This is a genomic window from Paraburkholderia sp. RAU6.4a (assembly GCF_050435625.1).
Lineage (GTDB): Bacteria > Pseudomonadota > Gammaproteobacteria > Burkholderiales > Burkholderiaceae > Paraburkholderia > Paraburkholderia tuberum.
Map to the genome: position 1 here is coordinate 3888018 of NZ_JBNDKQ010000002.1, position 18131 is coordinate 3906148.

The following is an 18131-nucleotide window of genomic DNA, read 5'->3' on the forward strand; positions in this document are numbered from 1 at the left end:
TCCCACCTGATGCGCGAATCGTGGGCGGTAAAGATAGCTAACAGGTCGCTCGAGCCGATTCGCTTCAGAAATCCTCAGCTCGCGGATCAGTTTCAACGCTAGCCGCCGCCCACTACGCAGCGCTACACGCGCTTCGCGGCCAAGCTGGCCAAGGCCGGGGGGGGGGGGAAATGAACCGCTTATACAGGATCATCTGGAGCGTTGCCACGCAGGCCTGGGTGGTCGTATCCGAACTGGCAAAAGCGGGCGGCAGGAAGACGCGGGAGAAGGCCGGCCGCGGCGCGGCCCTGCTGCCACCGGTGATCGCGCTGGCCTGCTGTGGACAGGCTCACGCCCAGGCGTTCAGCTGGTCCCCCTCGGGGGCGAATTCCGGGGGGAGCGGGAACTGGGATCTCACCAGCAGTTCCTGGTACAACGGCGTGACGCTCGCGCCGTGGACTAACGCGGCGGGACGCAATGCCACATTCGGCGGTGCCGCGGGGACCGTGAACCTGCTTGCCCCGGTGACAGTGCAGAACCTGAATTTCAGTGTCGGCGGCTATACGCTCTCGGGCGGGACGATCAACAACGGCGCATCGTCCGCAACAGTCGGCCGGGTAATCAGCGTGGGCAGCGGCAGCACAGCGACGATCAACCCGGTCATCGCCGGCAGCGGCAACCCCCTCATCGTCAACGGCGGCGGCACCGTGGTGCTGGGCGGCGTCAATACCTACGCCAACACAGGCGGCAGCTTCACCAGCGCCCTCGTCACCCGCAGCACCATCGTCACCCAGGGCAGCACACTGCGGGTGGCGAACGACAGCAATCTGGGTGCGGCGCCCACAGCGTCGGCCAACGGTCTGCAGTTGGGCGACGCTACGAGCAGGGGCACGCTGGCGATCACGGGCGCTGGCTTCACGACGAACCGCAACGTCTTGCTGGGTCCGGGTACGGGCGGCGGCGGTGGCATCGACGTGGCAGCGGGTGTCACCGCCACCTTCAGCGGCCTGATTACAAGCGCTAGCGCTGGCGATGGCGCGTCTCTCACCGCCAGCGGCCCCGGCACTCTGGTGGTGACCGCCAACAATAACTACCAGGGCGCGACGACGATCTCGGCCGGTACGACCGTGCAGGTAGGCAATGGCGGCGCCACAGGCCAGCTGGGCAGCGGCGCGAATGCCGCCGCCGTCGACAACGGCACGCTGGTCTACAACCGGTCCGGCGCCGTCGTCCGAGCCGGACCGACTTCCGGCGCCGGCTCGCTTCGCCTGACGAACGCCGGCCTCGTCCTCGCGCTGTCGGGCGCCAATACCTACACCGGCGGCACCTTCATCGACGCGGGCACCCTGCGGATCGGCAACGGTGTGCCAGGGACTACGTTCGCCGGCGATATCTTCATCAACAACGCCGGCAGCGCGGTCATCTTCAACACCGGCACCAACAACAATATCAGCATCGCCGGCGCGATTTCCGGCCCCGGCTCGGTGCAGCAGATCGCCAACAACCGTGTCACGCTGAGCGGCGCCAGCACCTACAGCGGCGGCAGCACGATCACGAACGGCTCGATCGTGCTGACCAACGCCAGCAGCGCCGGCACGGGCCGAGTAAGCATCACCAGGCCGGCCGGCACGACCGGCCTGGAGCTGGCCTTTACATCGGCCGGCACCTTCGGCAACGTGCTGGCGGGCGCGGGCGCGACCACGGTGAGTGGGGCACAGGCCACGATCACGGGCGCCAGCGCCGCCTACACGGGCCAGTGGAACGTGACCGCGACGGGCACCCTGGCAGTGTCGAACACGGCCACGACCAGTACCGCCAACCTCGGCACCGGCGGGGTCAATGTCGCCGGCACCGTCAATGTGCAGACGACGGGCGCCTTCAGCTTCGCCAACGCCCTGACCGGTGCCGGCACGCTGAACGTATCCAGCGGCAACCAGGCGTTCTCGTTCGGCCCCGGTGCAGGCGGCAGCTTCGCCGGCACGCTCAGACTGACGAACAACACTTTCGCCCTGTCGGGCACTAACACGACGGCCGTGACGGGTGCCGCGCTGGAGGTGGGCATGGGCAACGTGACCAGGGTGGGCGATGGCAATCAGGCGATTCGTGGCCTGAACATCAATGGCGGCACGGTGCAGTTCAATGCCACGGCGCCCGATCAGGCGTCGGCGGCCAGCCTGATCACGGCTGACTCGCTGGACGTCAGTCATGCCGGCGCGGTGGGCATCAATCTGCCCATGCCTTATGTCGCCAGCCCCCCGGACACGAACAACGCGCTCAACCTGCTGAGGCAGGATGACGCGAATGTTGGCGTACGACTGGTCAGTGCGGGCACGGTGACCGGCAGCGCCGGAGCGCTCGTTCCTGTGGACCAGAATGGCGATGCCATCACGGCCGGGCGCCAGATCGACATCAGCCAGAACGGCAACACGGTGGCCAAGGGAAGCTACGACTACCGGCTGACCACGGGCGCGGCGGCGGACGGCCTGTACCTGAACTACGGCCTCAAGCAACTGGAACTGCAAGCGGGCCAGACTCTGGTGCTGGCCCAGGATAGCGGAGCGACCGGCACTGCGGCGGACATGTCGGCCAGGATCACGGGCACGGGCAGTCTGGCTATCGATGCAGGCATGGGGTCGTTGTCCCTGTCGAACTCAGGCAACGACTACAGCGGCCAGACGAGTGTGAGTTCGGGCACGCTGCGGGCGGACAGCGACCAGGCCCTGGGCCAGACGAGCGCGCTCAACCTGGCCGGAGCCACCGGGTTCAACCTGAACGGCAAGACCCAGACGGTGGGTTCGCTCAATGGCGCAGCGGATTCGACCCTGGACCTGCATGGCGGCACGCTGGGCGTGAGCAACGGCGGCACCTCAGCGGGCACGCTGACCGGTGCCGGCCAGTTGAACCTCGGCGGCGGCACGCTGGATGTGCAAGGGGCCAACACGGGCCTGAGCGCCAGCACCACTATCGCCAGCGGCGCCACCATCAGTCTGAACAACGTGGGCGGCCTGGGCAGCGGCACGATCATGGATAACGGCGCATTGGTGCTCAATGGCGCTACCGGCATGCTGGGCAACGCCATTGCCGGCACGGGCGCGGTCAACCTGACCACGGGCGCCGACGTGACGGCAACGGGCAGCAACACCCTGTCGGGCAACTGGAACACGACGGCGGGCACCCGCCTGAGCGTCTCGAGCGCCAGCAACCTGGGTACGGCGGCGATCAGCAATGCCGGCACCCTCAATGTCGACACCACGACCGACTGGACGCTGGCCAATGCGATCAGCGGCGCCGGCGAGTTCGTCAAGGGCGGCGCCGGCCGTCTGAGCCTGACCGGCCAGACTGGCTGGACGGGCGCCACTCTGCTGGAAGGCGGTGAGCTCGTGCTCGATGGCGTGATGGGTGGTGCGCAGCTGGTCAGCAACATCACGGGCACCAGCGGCACCAGCCTGAGCCTGCAAAACGGTGCGGTCCTGACTGGCTGGATTGACCCGACAGCCGTCAGCATCGACGCGACCAGCACCTGGAACATGACGGCCAGTTCCCAGGTCGACAGCGTCAATCTGGTGGGTGCGATCAATTTTGCCGCGCCTGCCGCGCTGCCCCTGAGTGCGGGACGAACCCTGACGGCCAGCAACTGGGTCGGCCAGGGCGGCACGATCGGGCTTTATACCGTGCTGGCGGGAGATGGTTCCCCATCTGACAGGCTTGTGATCGACGGGGGTGCCGCCACCGGCAGTTCAAAGCTGCACATCACGAATGCGGGCGGTGCGGGGGCATTCACGACGGGTAATGGCATTCTGGTGGTGGATGCGGTCAATGGCGGCACAACTGCGCCCACGGCCTTTACGCTGGTTGGACGGGCAGTGGCGGGCGCGTATGAGTATCGGCTATTCAGAGGTTCCAGTCCGGACCCGGCCGACGACAACTGGTATTTGCGCTCGGAGCAGCCCCTGCCCCCTTCAGCATCGAGCGGCTCCACACAGCCGCAGCCGCCGTCGCAGCCGCCGTCGCAGCCGCAGGCGCAGGCGCCGTCGCAGCCGCAGGCGCAGGCGCTTTTCCGTCCGGAGGTTGCCGCTTATCTGGCCAACCAGAATCTGGCCGGCCAGATGTTCGTGCACAGCCTGCATGACCGGCTGGGCGAGCCCCAGTACGTCGAAGGCCAGGGCTTCGACCCGGAGCAGGACAAGCCGCAATCGGCGTGGGTACGGGTGGTCGGGAACTGGGAGGGAAGCCACAGCCAGGATGGCAACTTCCAGATCGACAGCAACACCTTCCAGCTTCAGGGCGGGGCCGAACTGGCGAAATGGAAGTTCGCCACTGACGCTGACCGGATTCACGTGGGTCTGATGGCCACCTACGGTTATTCCAGCAGTAATGCTGAAGCCGCGGGAAATCCGGCGCGTGCACACGGCACGGTGGAAGGCTTCAGCCTCGGCGCCTATGGGACGTGGTATCAGAACGACAGGAACAAGCTTGGCGCCTACGTCGATACATGGTTCCAGTATGGCTGGTTCAGCAACCAGGTCGAAGGGAACGAACTGCCCGCCGTGAATTACAACGCTCAGGGATGGGCCATTTCCGGTGAAGGTGGCTATGCGATTCCCTTGCCCCACGACTGGGTGATCGAGCCGCAAGCGCAAATCATTTACGTGAGCTACAACGAAGGCGACATCAGCGAACCTAATGGCACGCGCGTGACCGGAGCCGATTCGAACGGACTGGTCACGCGGCTGGGCGTGCGGTTCCAGCGGATGTTTCAGCACGACGACGGCCGGAAGATACAGCCCTATGCAACGGTCAACTGGTGGCATACGACGGCCAACAGCAGCATCTCGTTCAATCAGATAGCGGTTGGCAGTCTCTATCCGTCGAACCGATTTGAGCTCAAGCTGGGCCTGAATGTTGATCTTGGCAAGCGTTGGACGGGCTGGGCCAATGTGTCCGGCGAATGGGGCGCGCAAAGTTATTATCAGTTCGCTGCGCGCGGTGGCGTGAAATATACCTGGTAAGCCGCAAGGATGTAGTGCACGGCTGACGACGCAAACGGACATTGCTGCCAGACGTTGAAGGTGTGAACGTTCCCCCGGTTCCGATATGTGCTTCCCTTCCATCCTGGTTCCGATCAAGACCGGCAGTTTCGATGCGGGCCCTCCTCAGGGAGATGGCTCTGCGGTTTGCCGCGTGCGTCTTCTGTCGACTGTGGAACGGACGGTCACAATCGGCCGACCGATGACCGTTCAGGGTCGACAACAGCCGAGCGCATCGGGTGGTAGCCGGCCCATCTCCAGCCATTCGCTCGCGTGCGCCCGCACCTGCTATTTGCTGATGGGTCTTCGGCTGGCTCGACTGAGCAAAACCGCCACAGCGACGGCGCCAGCCGCGGCGACCACGAAAGCTTCAACGAACGATTTCATGAGCCGTGGGAGCAAGGTGGCCGACATGCATCGGCGTCGGCAGCCTCACCAAAACTGAGCCAGCTACAAACCACCTCGGTGGGCGAAGCAGATCTCTACTTCTCCCGATCGACCGCTCAAACCGACTCCCGCAGCACCAACTGATGCTGCAGGATGCGCGACGCTGGGCGTTGGCCGTCGAGCAGCGCCAGCAGCATTTCGGCCGCCGTGGCGCCCAGCTCGACCATGGGCTGGGCCACGGTCGTCAGCCCCGGCTCGAAGATGCCAGCGATGGGCACGTCGTCGAAGCCCATTACCGCCACGTCGTGCGGCACCCGCCGGCCGGCTTTGCTAAAGCCCTTGATCGCGCCGATGGCCAACGTGTCCGACACGGCGAACACGGCGCTCGGTGGATCCACCACCGCCAGCAGCTTTGCCGCCGCCTGGCTTCCGGCGGCGTAACTATTGTCGCCAGTAACGCAGACAAGCTCGGGCGCAGGCGCGAGACCGGCGCGCAGTAGTGCCGCGTGATAGCCCTCGCGGCGCTGACGCGCATACAGGAAGCGCTCGTCGCTGGTGATGAAGCCGATGCGCCGATGGCCCTTGTTGATGAGGTACTGCACGGCATCCGTACCGGCCTGGCGGTGGTCGATGCTGACATAAGGCACGTCACTACCGGGCAAGAATTCCGAGCAATTGACCCATGGCTTGCCGTTCGCCGCCTCGCGCCGGGCTGCCGGGTCGGACATGGGCACGAGATTGATGACGCCGTCGCTCAGACTGCCGGCCAGCGTCGGCAGCGAGGCGTCCGCCGTGCCAGTCCAGGCTTCCAGGTCCGCCGGAAGCAGCGTGTAACCGGCCTGGCGACTGACCGCGCCGGCCCCGCGCACGATCTCGGCGTAGTAGGGGTTGGCGAAATCCGGCATGAGCATCAGCAGAATGCGACTCTGACCGGTACTCAGGCTGCGGCCGAACGGATTGGCCCGGTAGTTCAGTGCCCGTACGGCTGCCTCGACCCGCTCACGCGTGGCCGCCGTCACGGCCTTCGTCCCGTTGAGCACACGCGACACCGTGGCAATGGAAACGTCAGCCTCGCGGGCAACGGCTTCGATGGAGGGTTTGCTTCGCATTGGTTCGTTCAGGCAGCGGCGCGTTTGTCGCCAGCAGGAAGGTAACAATTTTAGCATCACGGGAAAAGGTTTTCCCCTCATGCGTCATCGAACCTCGAAACTGAGTGGGGATTCAGACTCGGCTTGCGGGGATCCATGGTGTTGCTGCAAACCGCAGCGTTATGCAATCCGCTTATCCGAAGCTTCTCGCGTACTCCTGTTTGTGCCGGTCCCTGCTGCATAGGGTAAAGCCCCTGTTCCAGGTAAATGGGAAAGCGCTTACCTTTTGACTTGCGCCCAGCTCCGTAGGCCATCCGTGCCGCATCCACCTTGACTCTTTGGATTGACGACCATGAATCAAGCCTTGCCCATTTCCATCCAGATTTACAGCCTGCGTAATGCGGGCGAACTCGACCGGCAGTTCGACATTGCCGCCCAAGCCGGATTTCGCCAGGTGGAGCTGATCGGGTCCTTGCTCGAAAATGCGGCCGACACCCGGAACAAGCTTCAGGCGCGCGGCCTTAGCGCCTCCTCCAGCCACCTGAGCATGGCCATGCTGCGTGAGCGTTTGCACGAAGTGAGCGCGGCGTGCGAGACCCTTGGTATCACCCAGTTGGTCATGCCCGCGGTGCCGCCCGCCGAGCGCGACAGTGACGCCGAATACTGGCGGGCGCTCGGCAACGAGTTGGGCAGCCTCGCCCATCGGCTAGCCGCTCAGGGCATCGCCCTCGCTTACCACAACCATGATTGGGAACTCAGCGCCAAGGAGAACGGCGCAACGGCGCTGGAACTGCTGTTCGAGTCCGCCGGGGCAAGCCCGCTCGGCTGGCAAGTGGATGTAGCCTGGCTCGTGCGCGGCGGCGCCGATCCTCTGCCATGGCTTCGTCGTTATACGGGCCGCGTGGTCTCGGCCCATGCGAAAGACCTCGCGCCCGCGGGTGAAAAACTGGACGAGGACGGCTGGGCCGACGTCGGTCACGGCGTCATGGATTGGCCCACGCTGGCCGCCGCCTGCCGCGAAGCGGGCGCGCGTTTCCTCGCCGCCGAGCACGACAATCCCAGCGACGGCGAACGCTTCGCCCGCAATGCCTTTGCCTATCTGCACCAGCTCGGAGCCTGATCCATGAAACCTGTCTTGGTCGGCATCATCGGTTGCGGCAACATCAGCGATGCCTATTTCACCGGCGCGGCGAATTCGGAATTCGTCCGCATCAAGGCCTGCGCCGACTTGCGTCCGGAGGCCGCCCGGGCCAAGGCCACGCAGCACGGCGTTGCCGCGATGACGGTGGATGCGCTGCTGGCCGACCCCGACATCGAAATCGTCATCAACCTTACGGTGCCGCACGCGCATGTGCCGGTAAGCCTGCAGATTCTGGAGGCGGGCAAGCACGTCTACCTCGAAAAGCCCCTGGGTACCGAGTTCGCGTCCGCACGCGCGATGCTGGCGCGAGCCGGGGCTTCGGGATTACGCGTGGGCTGCGCGCCGGACACCTTCTTCGGCGCGGCCCATCAGGCGTGCCGCGCGGCGCTCGATGCGGGCCGCATTGGGCGTGCCATTGGCGGGGCCGTGGCCGTGTTGTCCCGCGGCATGGAGTCCTGGCATCCCAATCCTGAGTTTTTTTTCAAGCCTGGCGGCGGCCCGATTCACGACATGGGCCCGTATTACGTGACGCAGTTGGTCAACCTGCTTGGGCCGGTGGCACGCGTGTCTGCTTGCGCCACCATCGGTTTTTCCCAGCGCATCGTCTCCAGTGAGCCGCTGAGGGGCCAGGTCATCGAGGTCGAGGTGCCCACCACGGTCAACGGTATCCTGCATTTTGAGGGTGGGGCCAACGTGGTGATGAGCGCCTCCTGGGACGTGTGGGCCCATCAGCGTGCGCCTATCGAGATCTATGGCACGGAAGGTAGCCTGTTGGGCGTCGATCCCAATTTCTTTGGCGGGAGTCCGCGCGTGGCTGAACGTGATAGCGGCTTTAAGCCGCTCGACACACAGGTCCATGCTTTTGGCGTCGACAACTTCACGTTGAGGAGTGGTGCGCGGGTGGCCAATTACCGCGCTGTGGGCGTGCTGGACATGGCCATGGCGTTGCGTCGAGGTCGGCCGCATCGCGCGAGCGGCGAACTGGCGTTACACGTGCTGGAGGTGCTGGATGCCTTCGAACGCTCGTCGCGCGAGGGGCGGCACATCGATATCGAGACCGTCGTGCAGCGACCCGTCGTCGTGCCATTGGGTCGAGGCGAAGAGGTGCTTCTCGCCGACTGACTCACCTGACTGCCGGAGTGATCAAGCCGGTTGCGACGTGATCCGACTGCGACCATCAGATCACGCCTCGGCTCATACAGCTCGCGCGACTCACCTCGCCGCCGACTACCCACGACCGGGCACAGCCGCGCCGTCGCCGTTGCTGGCCGTCGCCGCGTCGCGCGTCTCGGGCATCGCCGCCCACACCAGCAGCACCGCGAGCGCACCGGCCGCCGCGAGGCAGAAGAAGCTCACCGTGTTGCCGAAACGATCGGCGACGAAGCCCGCCGCCGTCGTGCTCAACGTCGCGCCGATGCCGGCCGCGAGCCCGAACAGGCCGATACACAGGTTGTAGCGGCCCTTGTCGCCGGCGACGTCGGCGGCGATCAGCGGCAGCATCACGCCGAACACCGCGGCGCTCAAGCCGTCGAGCATCTGCACCGGCACGAGCAGATAGGGGCTGCTGATGCCCGCGAACAGCAGCGCGCGGATCGGCAACGCGGAGAAGCCGAGCAGCAGAATCGGCCGGCGGCCCCAGCGTTCGGCCGAGCGCCCGACCCACGGCGACATCATCGCGACGATCGCCTGCGGCACGATGATGCATGCCGCGATCACGAGCTGCACGTTGTCTCCCATGCCGGCCGTCACTTCGCCGGCGGCCAGGTTCAGCATCGCCGCGTTCGACAGATGGAACAGCACGATGCACGCGGCGAACAGCAGCATGCGCTTGTCGCGCAGCAGCTCGCGCAGGCTTTCGCGCCGCTCGAGCTGCTCGGGGGTGGGCGCCGCTTGCGGCAGCTCGATCGTGTCGGTGCGCTGGATCATCGCGAGCGCGATCAGCGCGGGAACCGCGAGGCCCGCGGTCAGGACGAACACCGCGCGCGGCGAGTAGTACTCGCCGAACAGTCCCATCAGACCGGCCGCGACCGCGCTGCCGATCGACGCCCAGCGCGCATTGCGGCCGAGCCGGTCGCCGAGATTCGCGCGACCCACCAGCGCGAACGAGATCGCCGCGAGCGCCGGCGTCAGCATGCAGCTCGCGAAGCCGTGGAACACCTCGGCGGCGATCACCGGCAGCACGGTCGGGCTGATCGCGAGCAGCATCGCGCTGAGGATGATCGCGCCGATCGCCCACGCGGCCGCCGCTTTCTTGTTGCGCAACGCGTCGACCGCGGCGCCGCCGGGCACCTGGCTGACCATCGCGCTGATCGTGCCGACCGACAGCACCATGCCGATCTCGCCCTGGGTCCACTTGTGCGATGCGAGGTAGGACGCGATGAACGGCCCGAAGCCCGTCTGCACGTTGGCGACGAAGAAGTTGAGCCAATCGAGCGCGCGCAGACTTCGCGCCGTGACCATAGTACGGACCGTCATCGGACCGCCCGTGCGTTGGAAACCGCGACGGCCGACGACGCGGCCGGCGGCGCCGAGGCCGCCGGCGCGGCGCTGGCGGCAGGCTGCGCGGGCGGCGCCGGCGACACCGCGCGAATCGGCTTGTCGCTCGCGTAGAGCGGCGTCGCGTTGATCTGCGCGTCGCTCAGATCGATCTGCGGATGCAGTTCCTTGTCGCGCGTGACGAAGCGCAGCGCCGACCAGTTCGCGGCGATCGTGCGCCGGTCGGGGCTGACCATGCCGCCGACGTCGAGGACGATCGCCTGCGGCTGCGCGTTGCCGTCGATCAGCACGTCGACCACACGGCCCACCTTGGCGCCGTTCGCGCGCTCGACGGTCGCATCGAGCAGCGGCAGTTCCAGCGGGTTCGATTTGTTCGCGGTGCTCGGCACGGCCGTCGGGTTCAGCGTGATCGGCGCCCCCTTCGCGGTCGGCGTGAAGTGGAACGCGCCCCACGGGAAGTTCACCTTGCGGTCGCCGACGCCGAGGAAGCCCTGCAGATTGACGACCATCTCGCGCGGCTTGCCGGCTGCGTCGGCGATCATGTCGACCGCGCGGCCGACCACCTTGCCGTCGGGCTTCTGCACCTGGCTGTCGAGCAGCGCGCGCGCGTCGCTGCGCTCGATCGTGCGCAGCACGATCAGCGGCGGCGGCGGCGGGGGCGGCGGCGGAGCCGGCACGACAACGGGCGGCGGCGGTTCGACCTTGTGCGGCTTCACGACCGGCTTCTTCGGTTTCTTCGGCTCCTCGGGCCCCTCGTTCGCCTCGCTCTCGACCGGCTCGGGCGCGGACGCGGCGAGCGGCGCGCTTGCCGGCTCGACCGGCATAACCGTCGCATCGACGATCGGCGCCTGCTGCGTACCCCACAGCAGGCTGCTGCAGCCGGACAGCGCGGCGAACGCGAACAGCGCGGCCACGGTGCACAGCCAGCGCAACAGTCGAAGCACATCGAGCGAATCAGGCGAATCAGGCGAATCGAGCGGGCGAAGCGATCCAAGCGGTCCAAACGGGACAATCGGCAGGCGCCCGGCGGGGCGCGGAAAACCGCCAGTCATCAGGAAAAACTCCACGGGCAGGTGCGGACGGGCGCGATGAGCCGCCGCGGTTGGACGGGGTACGGCCCAGAGTTTAACCTGCGCTGCCGCGCGGGCAGCCTTTCGCCGGTTGCGTTACAGGCGGTTTCGCCGATGCGCTGGCGGTATGGCGCTGCACGCCGCGTGCCTGGAACGCGATCGCCGGGGCGGGTTCGGGCGTTTCGCGGCTGCCCGTATGCCGTAGGTGTATACGCGCGCAGCGCTCGCGCGAGCGACCGTCGCGCAAAAGATATAAGTCGCGCGACATGTCCGGCATGCCATTCATGCGATTGGACACATAGTTCGCTTCACCTACATTTCGACTCAGAAAAGCGTTATCCACACCGACCAATCCACGAGACGAACCTGATGACGGCCGCTTTAGCGGCCGTTTCAGCGCGCTGATAAAGGAGGCACTCATCATGATGGAACCCCAGGCCCTCGCGAATTCCGACGTCGCGAGCGAATCCTTCGACACCGAATCATTCCGCGGTAAGGGCTTTCTCGACCGCTACTTCGACATTTCCGCGCGCGGCAGCACGCAGCGCCAGGAGATCGTCGCGGGCATCACGACCTTCCTCGCGATGGTCTACTCCGTGTTCGTCGTGCCCGGCATGTTCGGCAAGGCAGGCTTCGATACCAGCGCGGTGTTCGTCGCCGTGTGTCTGACCACGGCGTTCGGCTCGCTGCTGATGGGCGTGTGGGCGCGTCTGCCGATCGCGATCGGCTGCGCGATCTCGCTGACCGCGTTCACCGCGTTCGGCCTCGTGCTCGGCAAGGGCCTGCATCCAACCGTTGCGCTCGGCGCGGTGTTCCTGATGGGCGTCGTGTTCACGACGATTTCGGTGACCGGCGTGCGCTCGTGGATTTTGCGCAACCTGCCTGTCGGCATCGCGCACGGCACCGGGATCGGCATCGGCCTGTTCCTGCTGCTGATCGCCGCGAACGACGTCGGGCTCGTGGTCAAGAATCCGGGCGCGGGGCTGCCGGTGTCGCTCGGCAATATTGCGGCGTTGCCGGCGCTGATGTCGGTCGCCGGACTCGCCGCGATCGTCGGGCTCGTGCGGCGGCGCGTGCCGGGCTCGATCCTGATCGTGATCGTCGCGATCTCGGCGATCGGGCTCGCGATCGATCCGGCCGTGGCGTTTCACGGCTTCTTCGCGGTGCCGTCGTTGAGCGCGCCGGGTCATGCGTCGCTGATCGGCGCGATGGACGTGAAGGGCGCGCTGTCGATGGCCGTGCTGCCGAGCGTGCTCGCGCTCGTGATGACCGCCGTGTTCGACGCGACCGGCACGATCCGCGCGGTCGCGGGCCAGGCGGGGCAGCTCGACGAAAACGGCCGCATCATCAACGGCGGCCGCGCGCTGACCGCCGATTCGCTGAGCTCGATCTTCTCGGGCCTGCTCGGCGGCGCGCCGGCGGCCGCGTATATCGAGTCGACGGTCGGCGTCGCGGCGGGCGCGAAGACGGGGATGGCGGCGGCGGTCGTCGGTCTGCTGTTTCTCGTCGTGATGTTCTTCTCGCCGCTCGCCGCGCTGGTGCCTTCGTATGCGACCGCGCCCGCGCTGATGTACGTGGGGCTGCTGATGCTGTCGAACGTCAGCAAGCTGCATATGGACGACATGGTCGACGCGATGGCGGGGCTCGTGTGCGCGGTGTTCATCGTGCTGACCGCGAACATCGTGACCGGCATCATGCTCGGCTTCGCGACGCTCGTGATCGGACGCGTCGTCAGCGGCGAGTATCGCAAGCTCAATGTCGGGACCGTGGCGATCGCAGTCGTGCTGGTCGGGTTTTATGTCGGCGGCTGGGCGATCTGAGTTTCGTTGCGGCTCCTTGACTTTCGCGTCAGCGTCTCTAAACCTTAATCTTGAGGTCAAGCCCTGCATCCGCAGGAAAGGAGACGCAGATGGAACCGCAACATCGCATCGGCAGCCAGGAAGAGTGGCTTGCCGCGAGCCGCGCGCTGCTCGCCGACGAAAAAGCGCATATGCGCGCCGGCGACGAACTCGCGCGCAAGCGCCGCGAATTGCCGTGGGTCAAGGTCGACAAGGTTTATACGTTCGATACGCCGGAAGGCCGCAAGACGCTCGCGGAGCTGTTCGACGGCCGCAGCCAGCTGATCGTTTATCACTTCATGCTGGGCCCGGACTGGGAAGAGGGGTGCGTCGGCTGCTCGTTTCTGTCGGACCATATGAGCGGCATTCTCACGCATCTGGTCCATCACGACGTCAGCTATGTGACGGTATCGCACGCGCCGCTCGAGAAGATCGACGCGTTCAAACGGCGCATGGGGTGGACCTTTCCGTGGGTGTCGTCGAGCGGCAGCGATTTCAATTTCGACTACCACGTGTCGTTCACGCCGGAGCAGCTGGCGAGTAAAAAGGCGTTCTACAACTTCACCGAGCAGGACGTCGGCATCGACGAACAGCACGGCCACAGCGTGTTCTACAAGGACGCAAACGGCGACGTGTATCACACGTACTCATGCTACGCACGCGGCGACGAGCGCTTCGTGAACATCTACGCGCTTCTGGACATCGCGCCGAAAGGCCGCAACGAGAACAGTAATCTGACCGACTGGGTCAGACATCACGATCGCTACGACGACCACGCGCGCGCGGCTTGCCCGGCGTGCGGATCGTACACGGTGTGAAGCGGTGAAGTGGTGAAGCGGTGAAGCGGGTCGACGAAGGGGGCGAGGGGCGCGCGCCGCGCTAGCTGGCGCGGCGCCTCTGTGCTGCACGAGCGCTGCATCAGCTCGCTACAGCGCCATCTCGAAGGCGGGTCTGAGGAACATTTCCATCGCCATCACGATGAGGCTCATCGCCGCGGCCGCGAGCGTCAGCACGCCGTATTCGTCGTAACGCGTGTCGTACAGACACGCGACGACGAACAGAATCGCCATCAGGTTAGTCAGCCAGTCGAAGTTCAGCGCGAAGCTCATCGGTCGAATCGGGGCGTGTGCGCGACGGTGGAATCGCACCGTCAGGTGCCCGCGATTTTATCGAAAGGAGCTTACGGATTCGCAACGACCGCGCTTACATAGCTTACGTCGCGCGGCGCGCAAAGCCGCGTCAAACGGTGCTTTGCGGCCCCGTCATGTCGCGTTCGATCCATTCGATCACCGACCTGCGCCGCGGTTGCCAGCCGAGCAGTTTGCGCGCGCGTTCGCCGCGCACGCGGCTGTTCGAGCCAAGACCGTACGAGGCCATTTCGTAGCCCCATTCCTGTTTCGCGTCTTCGAGCGGCCAGTCCTGCGGCGCGCCGAGCTTCATCGCGCGTGCGATCGCGGCGCTCATGTCGCGGAACGACGCTTCGCCGCTTTCGACGAAATAGAACGTGCCGGCAGGGGTTTTATCGAGTGCGAGGCGATACAGCTCGGCGACGTCGTCGATATGCACGTTCGACCAGACGTTGCCGCCGCTGCCCACATGACGCACGACGCCGCTTTTCTGCGCCTGGCGCACGAGTCGCGGCAACTGCACGCTCGCGCTGCCGGCCACCGCGCCGTGACCGTAAATCAGCGTGTTGCACAGCACGGCCGAGCGCACGTTGCGTTGCGCGGCGCCGAGCACCAGTTGATCGATCGCGACGCGCGCGGCCTTGTCGGCGGTCGGGGTGGGCAGCGCGTCTTCGTGATAGATGCGTGCTTCACCCGCTTCGCCGCCCGACGCATCGCCGACGATGCTCGACCCGCTGGTGTGCAGGAACACCTTGCCCGAACCGGCGAGTCCGTCGATCAGCGCGCGTACCGCGCCTTCGTGATCGCTGCTCGCGGCGTTGATCACCGCGTCGGCCGCTTGCGCTTCGGCGATCAGCAACGCGCGGTCGTCGAGCGTGCCGAGCACGGGCTCGATGCCGAGCCGCTGCAACTCGCCGCTGTGTTCGGGTTTGCGAATCAGCCCGCGCACCTGATGGCCGGCGCGCGCCAGATGCGCCGCGATCGAGCCGCCGATAAAACCGCTTGCGCCAGTAACGAAAATCTTCAAGACGTTCTCCTGAGGAAATGCCAAGACCGCAATCTCTTGCATGGGATCGGAGTAAGCGCTAAAGCGCCAACTCCGATCGACAGGCACGCAGTATCGCTCGCGCGGATTCTCGCAAAAAGCGTGTTAGTCTCAAATCAATCTTGATCTGAAATCAACAATGAAAACCTCCACCGACGAATTGCTGGTGTTCGTCACCGTGATCGACAGCGGCTCGATTACCGCGGCGGCCGAGAAGCTGGGGCAGACCGTCTCCGGCGTGAGCCGCGCGCTCACGCGTCTCGAGCAGAAGCTCGACACCGCGCTCGTGCGGCGCACGACGCGGCGTCTGCATCTGACCGAGGAAGGCGACGCGTTCCTGCGGCGCGCCCGCGCGATCCTCGACGCGCTCGAAGAGGCCGAGGAGTCGGTCGCGCGCGGGCGGCAACGGCCGTCGGGGCGCTTGCGCGTCGATGCGGCGTCGCCGTTCATGCTGCATTGCGTGGCGCCGCATATGACCGCGTTTTCGGCGCTGTATCCGGAGATCCGGCTCGAATTGACCAGCAACGAGCGGATCGTCGATCTGCTCGAACAGAAGGTCGACATCGCGATTCGCATCGGCGCGCTGCAGGATTCGACGCTGCATGCGCGCGCGCTCGGCGAGAGCAGGCTGCGCGTGCTCGCGAGCCCGGCGTATCTGGCCGAGCACGGCGAGCCGACCACGCTCGACGCGCTGCACGCGCATCGGCTGATCGGCTTTACGGCGCCGGAGCATTTGAATCGCTGGCCGTTGCGGGAAGGGGGCAGGGGAACGAAGCGCGCCAAGGGGCAGCGCGACGAAGCCGCGCTGCTGAAGATCGAACCGTCGATCACCGCGTCGAGCGGCGAAACCTTGCGGCAACTGGCGCTGTCCGGCTGGGGCGTCGCCTGTCTGGCCGACTTCATGACCGCCGGCGACGTGCGCGAAAACCGCCTCGTGCCGATTCTCGGCAACCTGCTCGTCGATGAACGGCAGCCGGTGCATGCGGTGTACTACCAGAGCGCATCGCTCGCGGGGCGCGTGCAGTGCTTTCTGGATTTCATCGCGGCGCGGGTCAAGCTCTGATCCGCGTCGCAGAGCCTTCTGTCCTATAACCCAGATATCGGCGGAGCCGGCGTGTCCGGCTTCCCGCCAGCGAAAGCGCGCCAATTTTGGCCAGATGGCGACCCGCGCCGCGAAGGTGTATATACAACTGTGGGCTAAATCACGGCGGTCACGCCGACCCATGCGTCCAGGACCCGCCGCCTACGACCTGCCGCCGAACCCGCCGTGCTTCCGCCGAGCCACGTGCCAAATAATGGAAATCCCCAGGCACGAAATCTCGAAAAACAAGTTGTATATACAAGGCCCGCCGGCTAGACTTATTTGAACTTGTATAGACAGGACGACAACCATGATTCTGAAGCCCGGCTACCTGAGCCTCCCGCAACTGCGCCAGATCGCGCGTGAGCAGGTCACCCTGCAACTCGATCCCGCGAGCCATGCCGCCATCGACGCGTGCGCGCAGGCCGTCGCCGACATCACCGCCAGGGGCGAGCCGGCTTATGGCATCAATACCGGCTTCGGCCGCCTCGCCAGCACGCACATTCCGCGCGATCAGCTCGAACTGCTGCAACGCAACCTGGTGCTGTCGCACGCGGTCGGCGTCGGCGAGCCGATGTCGCGCCCGGTCGTGCGTCTGTTGATCGCGCTGAAGCTGTCGAGCCTCGGCCGAGGCCACTCGGGCATCCGCCGCGAAGTGATGGAGGCGCTGATCGCGCTGTTCAACGCCGACGTGCTGCCGGTGATCCCGGTCAAGGGCTCGGTCGGCGCATCGGGCGACCTCGCGCCGCTCGCGCATATGTCGGCGGCCCTGCTCGGCGTCGGCGAAGTGTTCGCGAAGGGCGAGCGCATGCCGGCCACCGAAGGCCTCGCGCTCGTCGGTCTGAAGCCGCTGACGCTGCAGGCGAAGGAGGGTCTCGCGCTGCTGAACGGCACCCAGGCTTCGACCGCGCTCGCGCTGTACAACATGTTCGCGATCGAAGACCTGTACCGCACGGCGCTCGTGGCCGGCGCGCTGTCGGTGGATGCGGCGATGGGCTCGGTCAAGCCGTTCGACGCGCGCATCCACGAACTGCGCGGCCATCGAGGCCAGATCGACGCGGCCGCGGCTTATCGCTCGCTGCTGCAAGGTTCGGCGATCAACGTGTCGCACGCCGATTGCGACAAGGTGCAGGACCCGTACAGCCTGCGCTGCCAGCCGCAGGTGATGGGCGCGTGTCTGGACCAGATGCGCAATGCCGCCGAAACGCTGCTGATGGAAGCGAACGCGGTCTCCGACAATCCGCTGATTTTCCCGGACACCGGCGAAGTGCTGTCCGGCGGTAACTTCCACGCCGAGCCGGTCGCGTTCGCGGCCGACAACCTGGCGCTCGCCGTGGCGGAAATCGGCGCGCTCGCCGAACGCCGCATCGCGCTGCTGATCGACGCGACGCTGTCGGGCCTGCCGCCGTTCCTCGTCAAGGATGGCGGCGTGAACTCCGGCTTCATGATCGCGCACGTGACGGCCGCCGCGCTCGCCTCGGAAAACAAGACGCTCGCGCATCCGGCTTCGGTCGATTCGCTGCCTACGTCCGCGAACCAGGAAGACCACGTGTCGATGGCGACGTTCGCCGCGCGCAAGCTCGGCGATATCGCCGACAACACCGCGAACATCCTGTCGATCGAACTGCTCGCTGCCGCCCAGGGTGTCGATCTGCGCGCGCCGCACAAGACCAGCCCGAGCCTGCAGAAGGTGATGGACCTCGTGCGCAAGGACGTCGCGCACTACGAGCTCGATCACTACTTCGCGCCGGATATCGCGGCGGTCACGAAGCTCGTGCAGGCCGGCGCGGTCGCGAAGCTGAGCCCGTTCTCGTTCGCGTCGGAACAATGAGTCGTCGAGAGCGCGGATCAC

13 protein-coding genes are annotated in these 18131 nt (G+C 66.0%); 7 read left to right on the forward strand and 6 right to left on the reverse strand.

Translation table 11 applies throughout. The annotated features are described in order from the left end of the window. The first annotated feature begins 170 nt into the window (after positions 1–170). Positions 171–4988 (forward strand): autotransporter outer membrane beta-barrel domain-containing protein, encoded by a 4818-nt coding sequence (locus OKW40_RS22825; RefSeq protein WP_429491621.1) that lies wholly within the window; start codon positions 171–173, stop codon positions 4986–4988. Positions 4989–5509: 521 nt separating this feature from the next. On the opposite strand, the gene OKW40_RS22830 is transcribed toward OKW40_RS22825, so the two are convergent. Continuing rightward, a complete protein-coding gene (locus tag OKW40_RS22830) occupies positions 5510–6502 on the reverse strand; it encodes a LacI family DNA-binding transcriptional regulator (protein WP_429491623.1) in 993 nt (330 codons plus the stop codon). A 331-nt stretch (positions 6503–6833) separates the two neighbouring features. Between OKW40_RS22830 and OKW40_RS22835 the strand changes: the two genes are divergently transcribed. Then, the gene (locus OKW40_RS22835) at positions 6834–7601 is read left to right on the forward strand and encodes a sugar phosphate isomerase/epimerase family protein (RefSeq protein WP_429491625.1); all 768 of its coding nucleotides are present in this window, start codon (positions 6834–6836) and stop codon (positions 7599–7601) included. Positions 7602–7604: 3 nt separating this feature from the next. Continuing rightward, positions 7605–8744 carry a Gfo/Idh/MocA family protein gene (locus tag OKW40_RS22840; RefSeq protein WP_429491627.1) on the forward strand — a complete coding sequence of 380 codons (1140 nt, stop codon included), beginning with the start codon at positions 7605–7607 and terminating at the stop codon, positions 8742–8744. Positions 8745–8849: 105 nt separating this feature from the next. On the opposite strand, the gene OKW40_RS22845 is transcribed toward OKW40_RS22840, so the two are convergent. The 3 genes from OKW40_RS22845 to OKW40_RS22855 all read right to left on the reverse strand — a co-directional run bounded on the left by OKW40_RS22845 (position 8850) and on the right by OKW40_RS22855 (position 11612). Then, positions 8850–10097, reverse strand: coding sequence for an MFS transporter (locus OKW40_RS22845; RefSeq protein ID WP_184062097.1), 1248 nt, complete (start codon positions 10095–10097; stop codon positions 8850–8852). Then, complete coding sequence (locus OKW40_RS22850) at positions 10094–11170, reverse strand: PRC-barrel domain-containing protein (protein WP_429491629.1); 1077 nt, start codon at positions 11168–11170, stop codon at positions 10094–10096. Before OKW40_RS22850 ends, OKW40_RS22845 begins: the two co-directional genes overlap by 4 nt. A 73-nt stretch (positions 11171–11243) precedes the next feature. Continuing rightward, on the reverse strand, positions 11244–11612 hold the full coding sequence (locus OKW40_RS22855) for a hypothetical protein (protein WP_429491631.1): 369 nt from the start codon (positions 11610–11612) through the stop codon (positions 11244–11246). A 1-nt stretch (position 11613) separates the two neighbouring features. On the opposite strand from OKW40_RS22855, the gene OKW40_RS22860 reads away from it, so the two are divergent. After that, complete coding sequence (locus OKW40_RS22860; protein WP_429492029.1) at positions 11614–13008, forward strand: NCS2 family permease; 1395 nt, start codon at positions 11614–11616, stop codon at positions 13006–13008. An 89-nt stretch (positions 13009–13097) separates the two neighbouring features. After that, entirely contained in the window at positions 13098–13844 is a 747-nt protein-coding gene (locus OKW40_RS22865; RefSeq protein ID WP_184062095.1) for a DUF899 domain-containing protein, read from the forward strand. Positions 13845–13952: 108 nt separating this feature from the next. Here the strand turns inward: OKW40_RS22865 and OKW40_RS22870 are convergent, their stop codons facing one another. Both OKW40_RS22870 and OKW40_RS22875 read right to left on the reverse strand, forming a co-directional pair. After that, on the reverse strand, positions 13953–14135 hold the full coding sequence (locus OKW40_RS22870) for a hypothetical protein (RefSeq protein ID WP_018418561.1): 183 nt from the start codon (positions 14133–14135) through the stop codon (positions 13953–13955). Positions 14136–14265: 130 nt separating this feature from the next. Further along, the gene (locus OKW40_RS22875) at positions 14266–15180 is read right to left on the reverse strand and encodes an NAD-dependent epimerase/dehydratase family protein (protein ID WP_429491633.1); all 915 of its coding nucleotides are present in this window, start codon (positions 15178–15180) and stop codon (positions 14266–14268) included. A gap of 157 nt (positions 15181–15337) precedes the next feature. Between OKW40_RS22875 and OKW40_RS22880 the strand changes: the two genes are divergently transcribed. Beyond that, entirely contained in the window at positions 15338–16261 is a 924-nt protein-coding gene (locus OKW40_RS22880) for a LysR family transcriptional regulator (RefSeq protein WP_090803954.1), read from the forward strand. 328 nt (positions 16262–16589) lie between these two features. Continuing rightward, positions 16590–18110 (forward strand): histidine ammonia-lyase, encoded by a 1521-nt coding sequence (gene hutH / locus OKW40_RS22885; RefSeq protein WP_429491635.1) that lies wholly within the window; start codon positions 16590–16592, stop codon positions 18108–18110. Positions 18111–18131 lie beyond the last annotated feature (21 nt).

What these genes read in the sequence shown, in the direction of transcription:
- OKW40_RS22825 (WP_429491621.1), top strand. Translation starts at nt 171, where the DNA reads ATGAACCGCTTATACAGGATCATCTGGAGCGTTGCCACGCAGGCCTGG.
- OKW40_RS22830 (WP_429491623.1), bottom strand. Translation starts at nt 6,502, where the DNA reads ATGCGAAGCAAACCCTCCATCGAAGCCGTTGCCCGCGAGGCTGACGTT.
- OKW40_RS22835 (WP_429491625.1), top strand. Translation starts at nt 6,834, where the DNA reads ATGAATCAAGCCTTGCCCATTTCCATCCAGATTTACAGCCTGCGTAAT.
- OKW40_RS22840 (WP_429491627.1), top strand. Translation starts at nt 7,605, where the DNA reads ATGAAACCTGTCTTGGTCGGCATCATCGGTTGCGGCAACATCAGCGAT.
- OKW40_RS22845 (WP_184062097.1), bottom strand. Translation starts at nt 10,097, where the DNA reads ATGACGGTCCGTACTATGGTCACGGCGCGAAGTCTGCGCGCGCTCGAT.
- OKW40_RS22850 (WP_429491629.1), bottom strand. Translation starts at nt 11,170, where the DNA reads ATGACTGGCGGTTTTCCGCGCCCCGCCGGGCGCCTGCCGATTGTCCCG.
- OKW40_RS22855 (WP_429491631.1), bottom strand. Translation starts at nt 11,612, where the DNA reads ATGATGAGTGCCTCCTTTATCAGCGCGCTGAAACGGCCGCTAAAGCGG.
- OKW40_RS22860 (WP_429492029.1), top strand. Translation starts at nt 11,614, where the DNA reads ATGGAACCCCAGGCCCTCGCGAATTCCGACGTCGCGAGCGAATCCTTC.
- OKW40_RS22865 (WP_184062095.1), top strand. Translation starts at nt 13,098, where the DNA reads ATGGAACCGCAACATCGCATCGGCAGCCAGGAAGAGTGGCTTGCCGCG.
- OKW40_RS22870 (WP_018418561.1), bottom strand. Translation starts at nt 14,135, where the DNA reads ATGAGCTTCGCGCTGAACTTCGACTGGCTGACTAACCTGATGGCGATT.
- OKW40_RS22880 (WP_090803954.1), top strand. Translation starts at nt 15,338, where the DNA reads ATGAAAACCTCCACCGACGAATTGCTGGTGTTCGTCACCGTGATCGAC.
- hutH (WP_429491635.1), top strand. Translation starts at nt 16,590, where the DNA reads ATGATTCTGAAGCCCGGCTACCTGAGCCTCCCGCAACTGCGCCAGATC.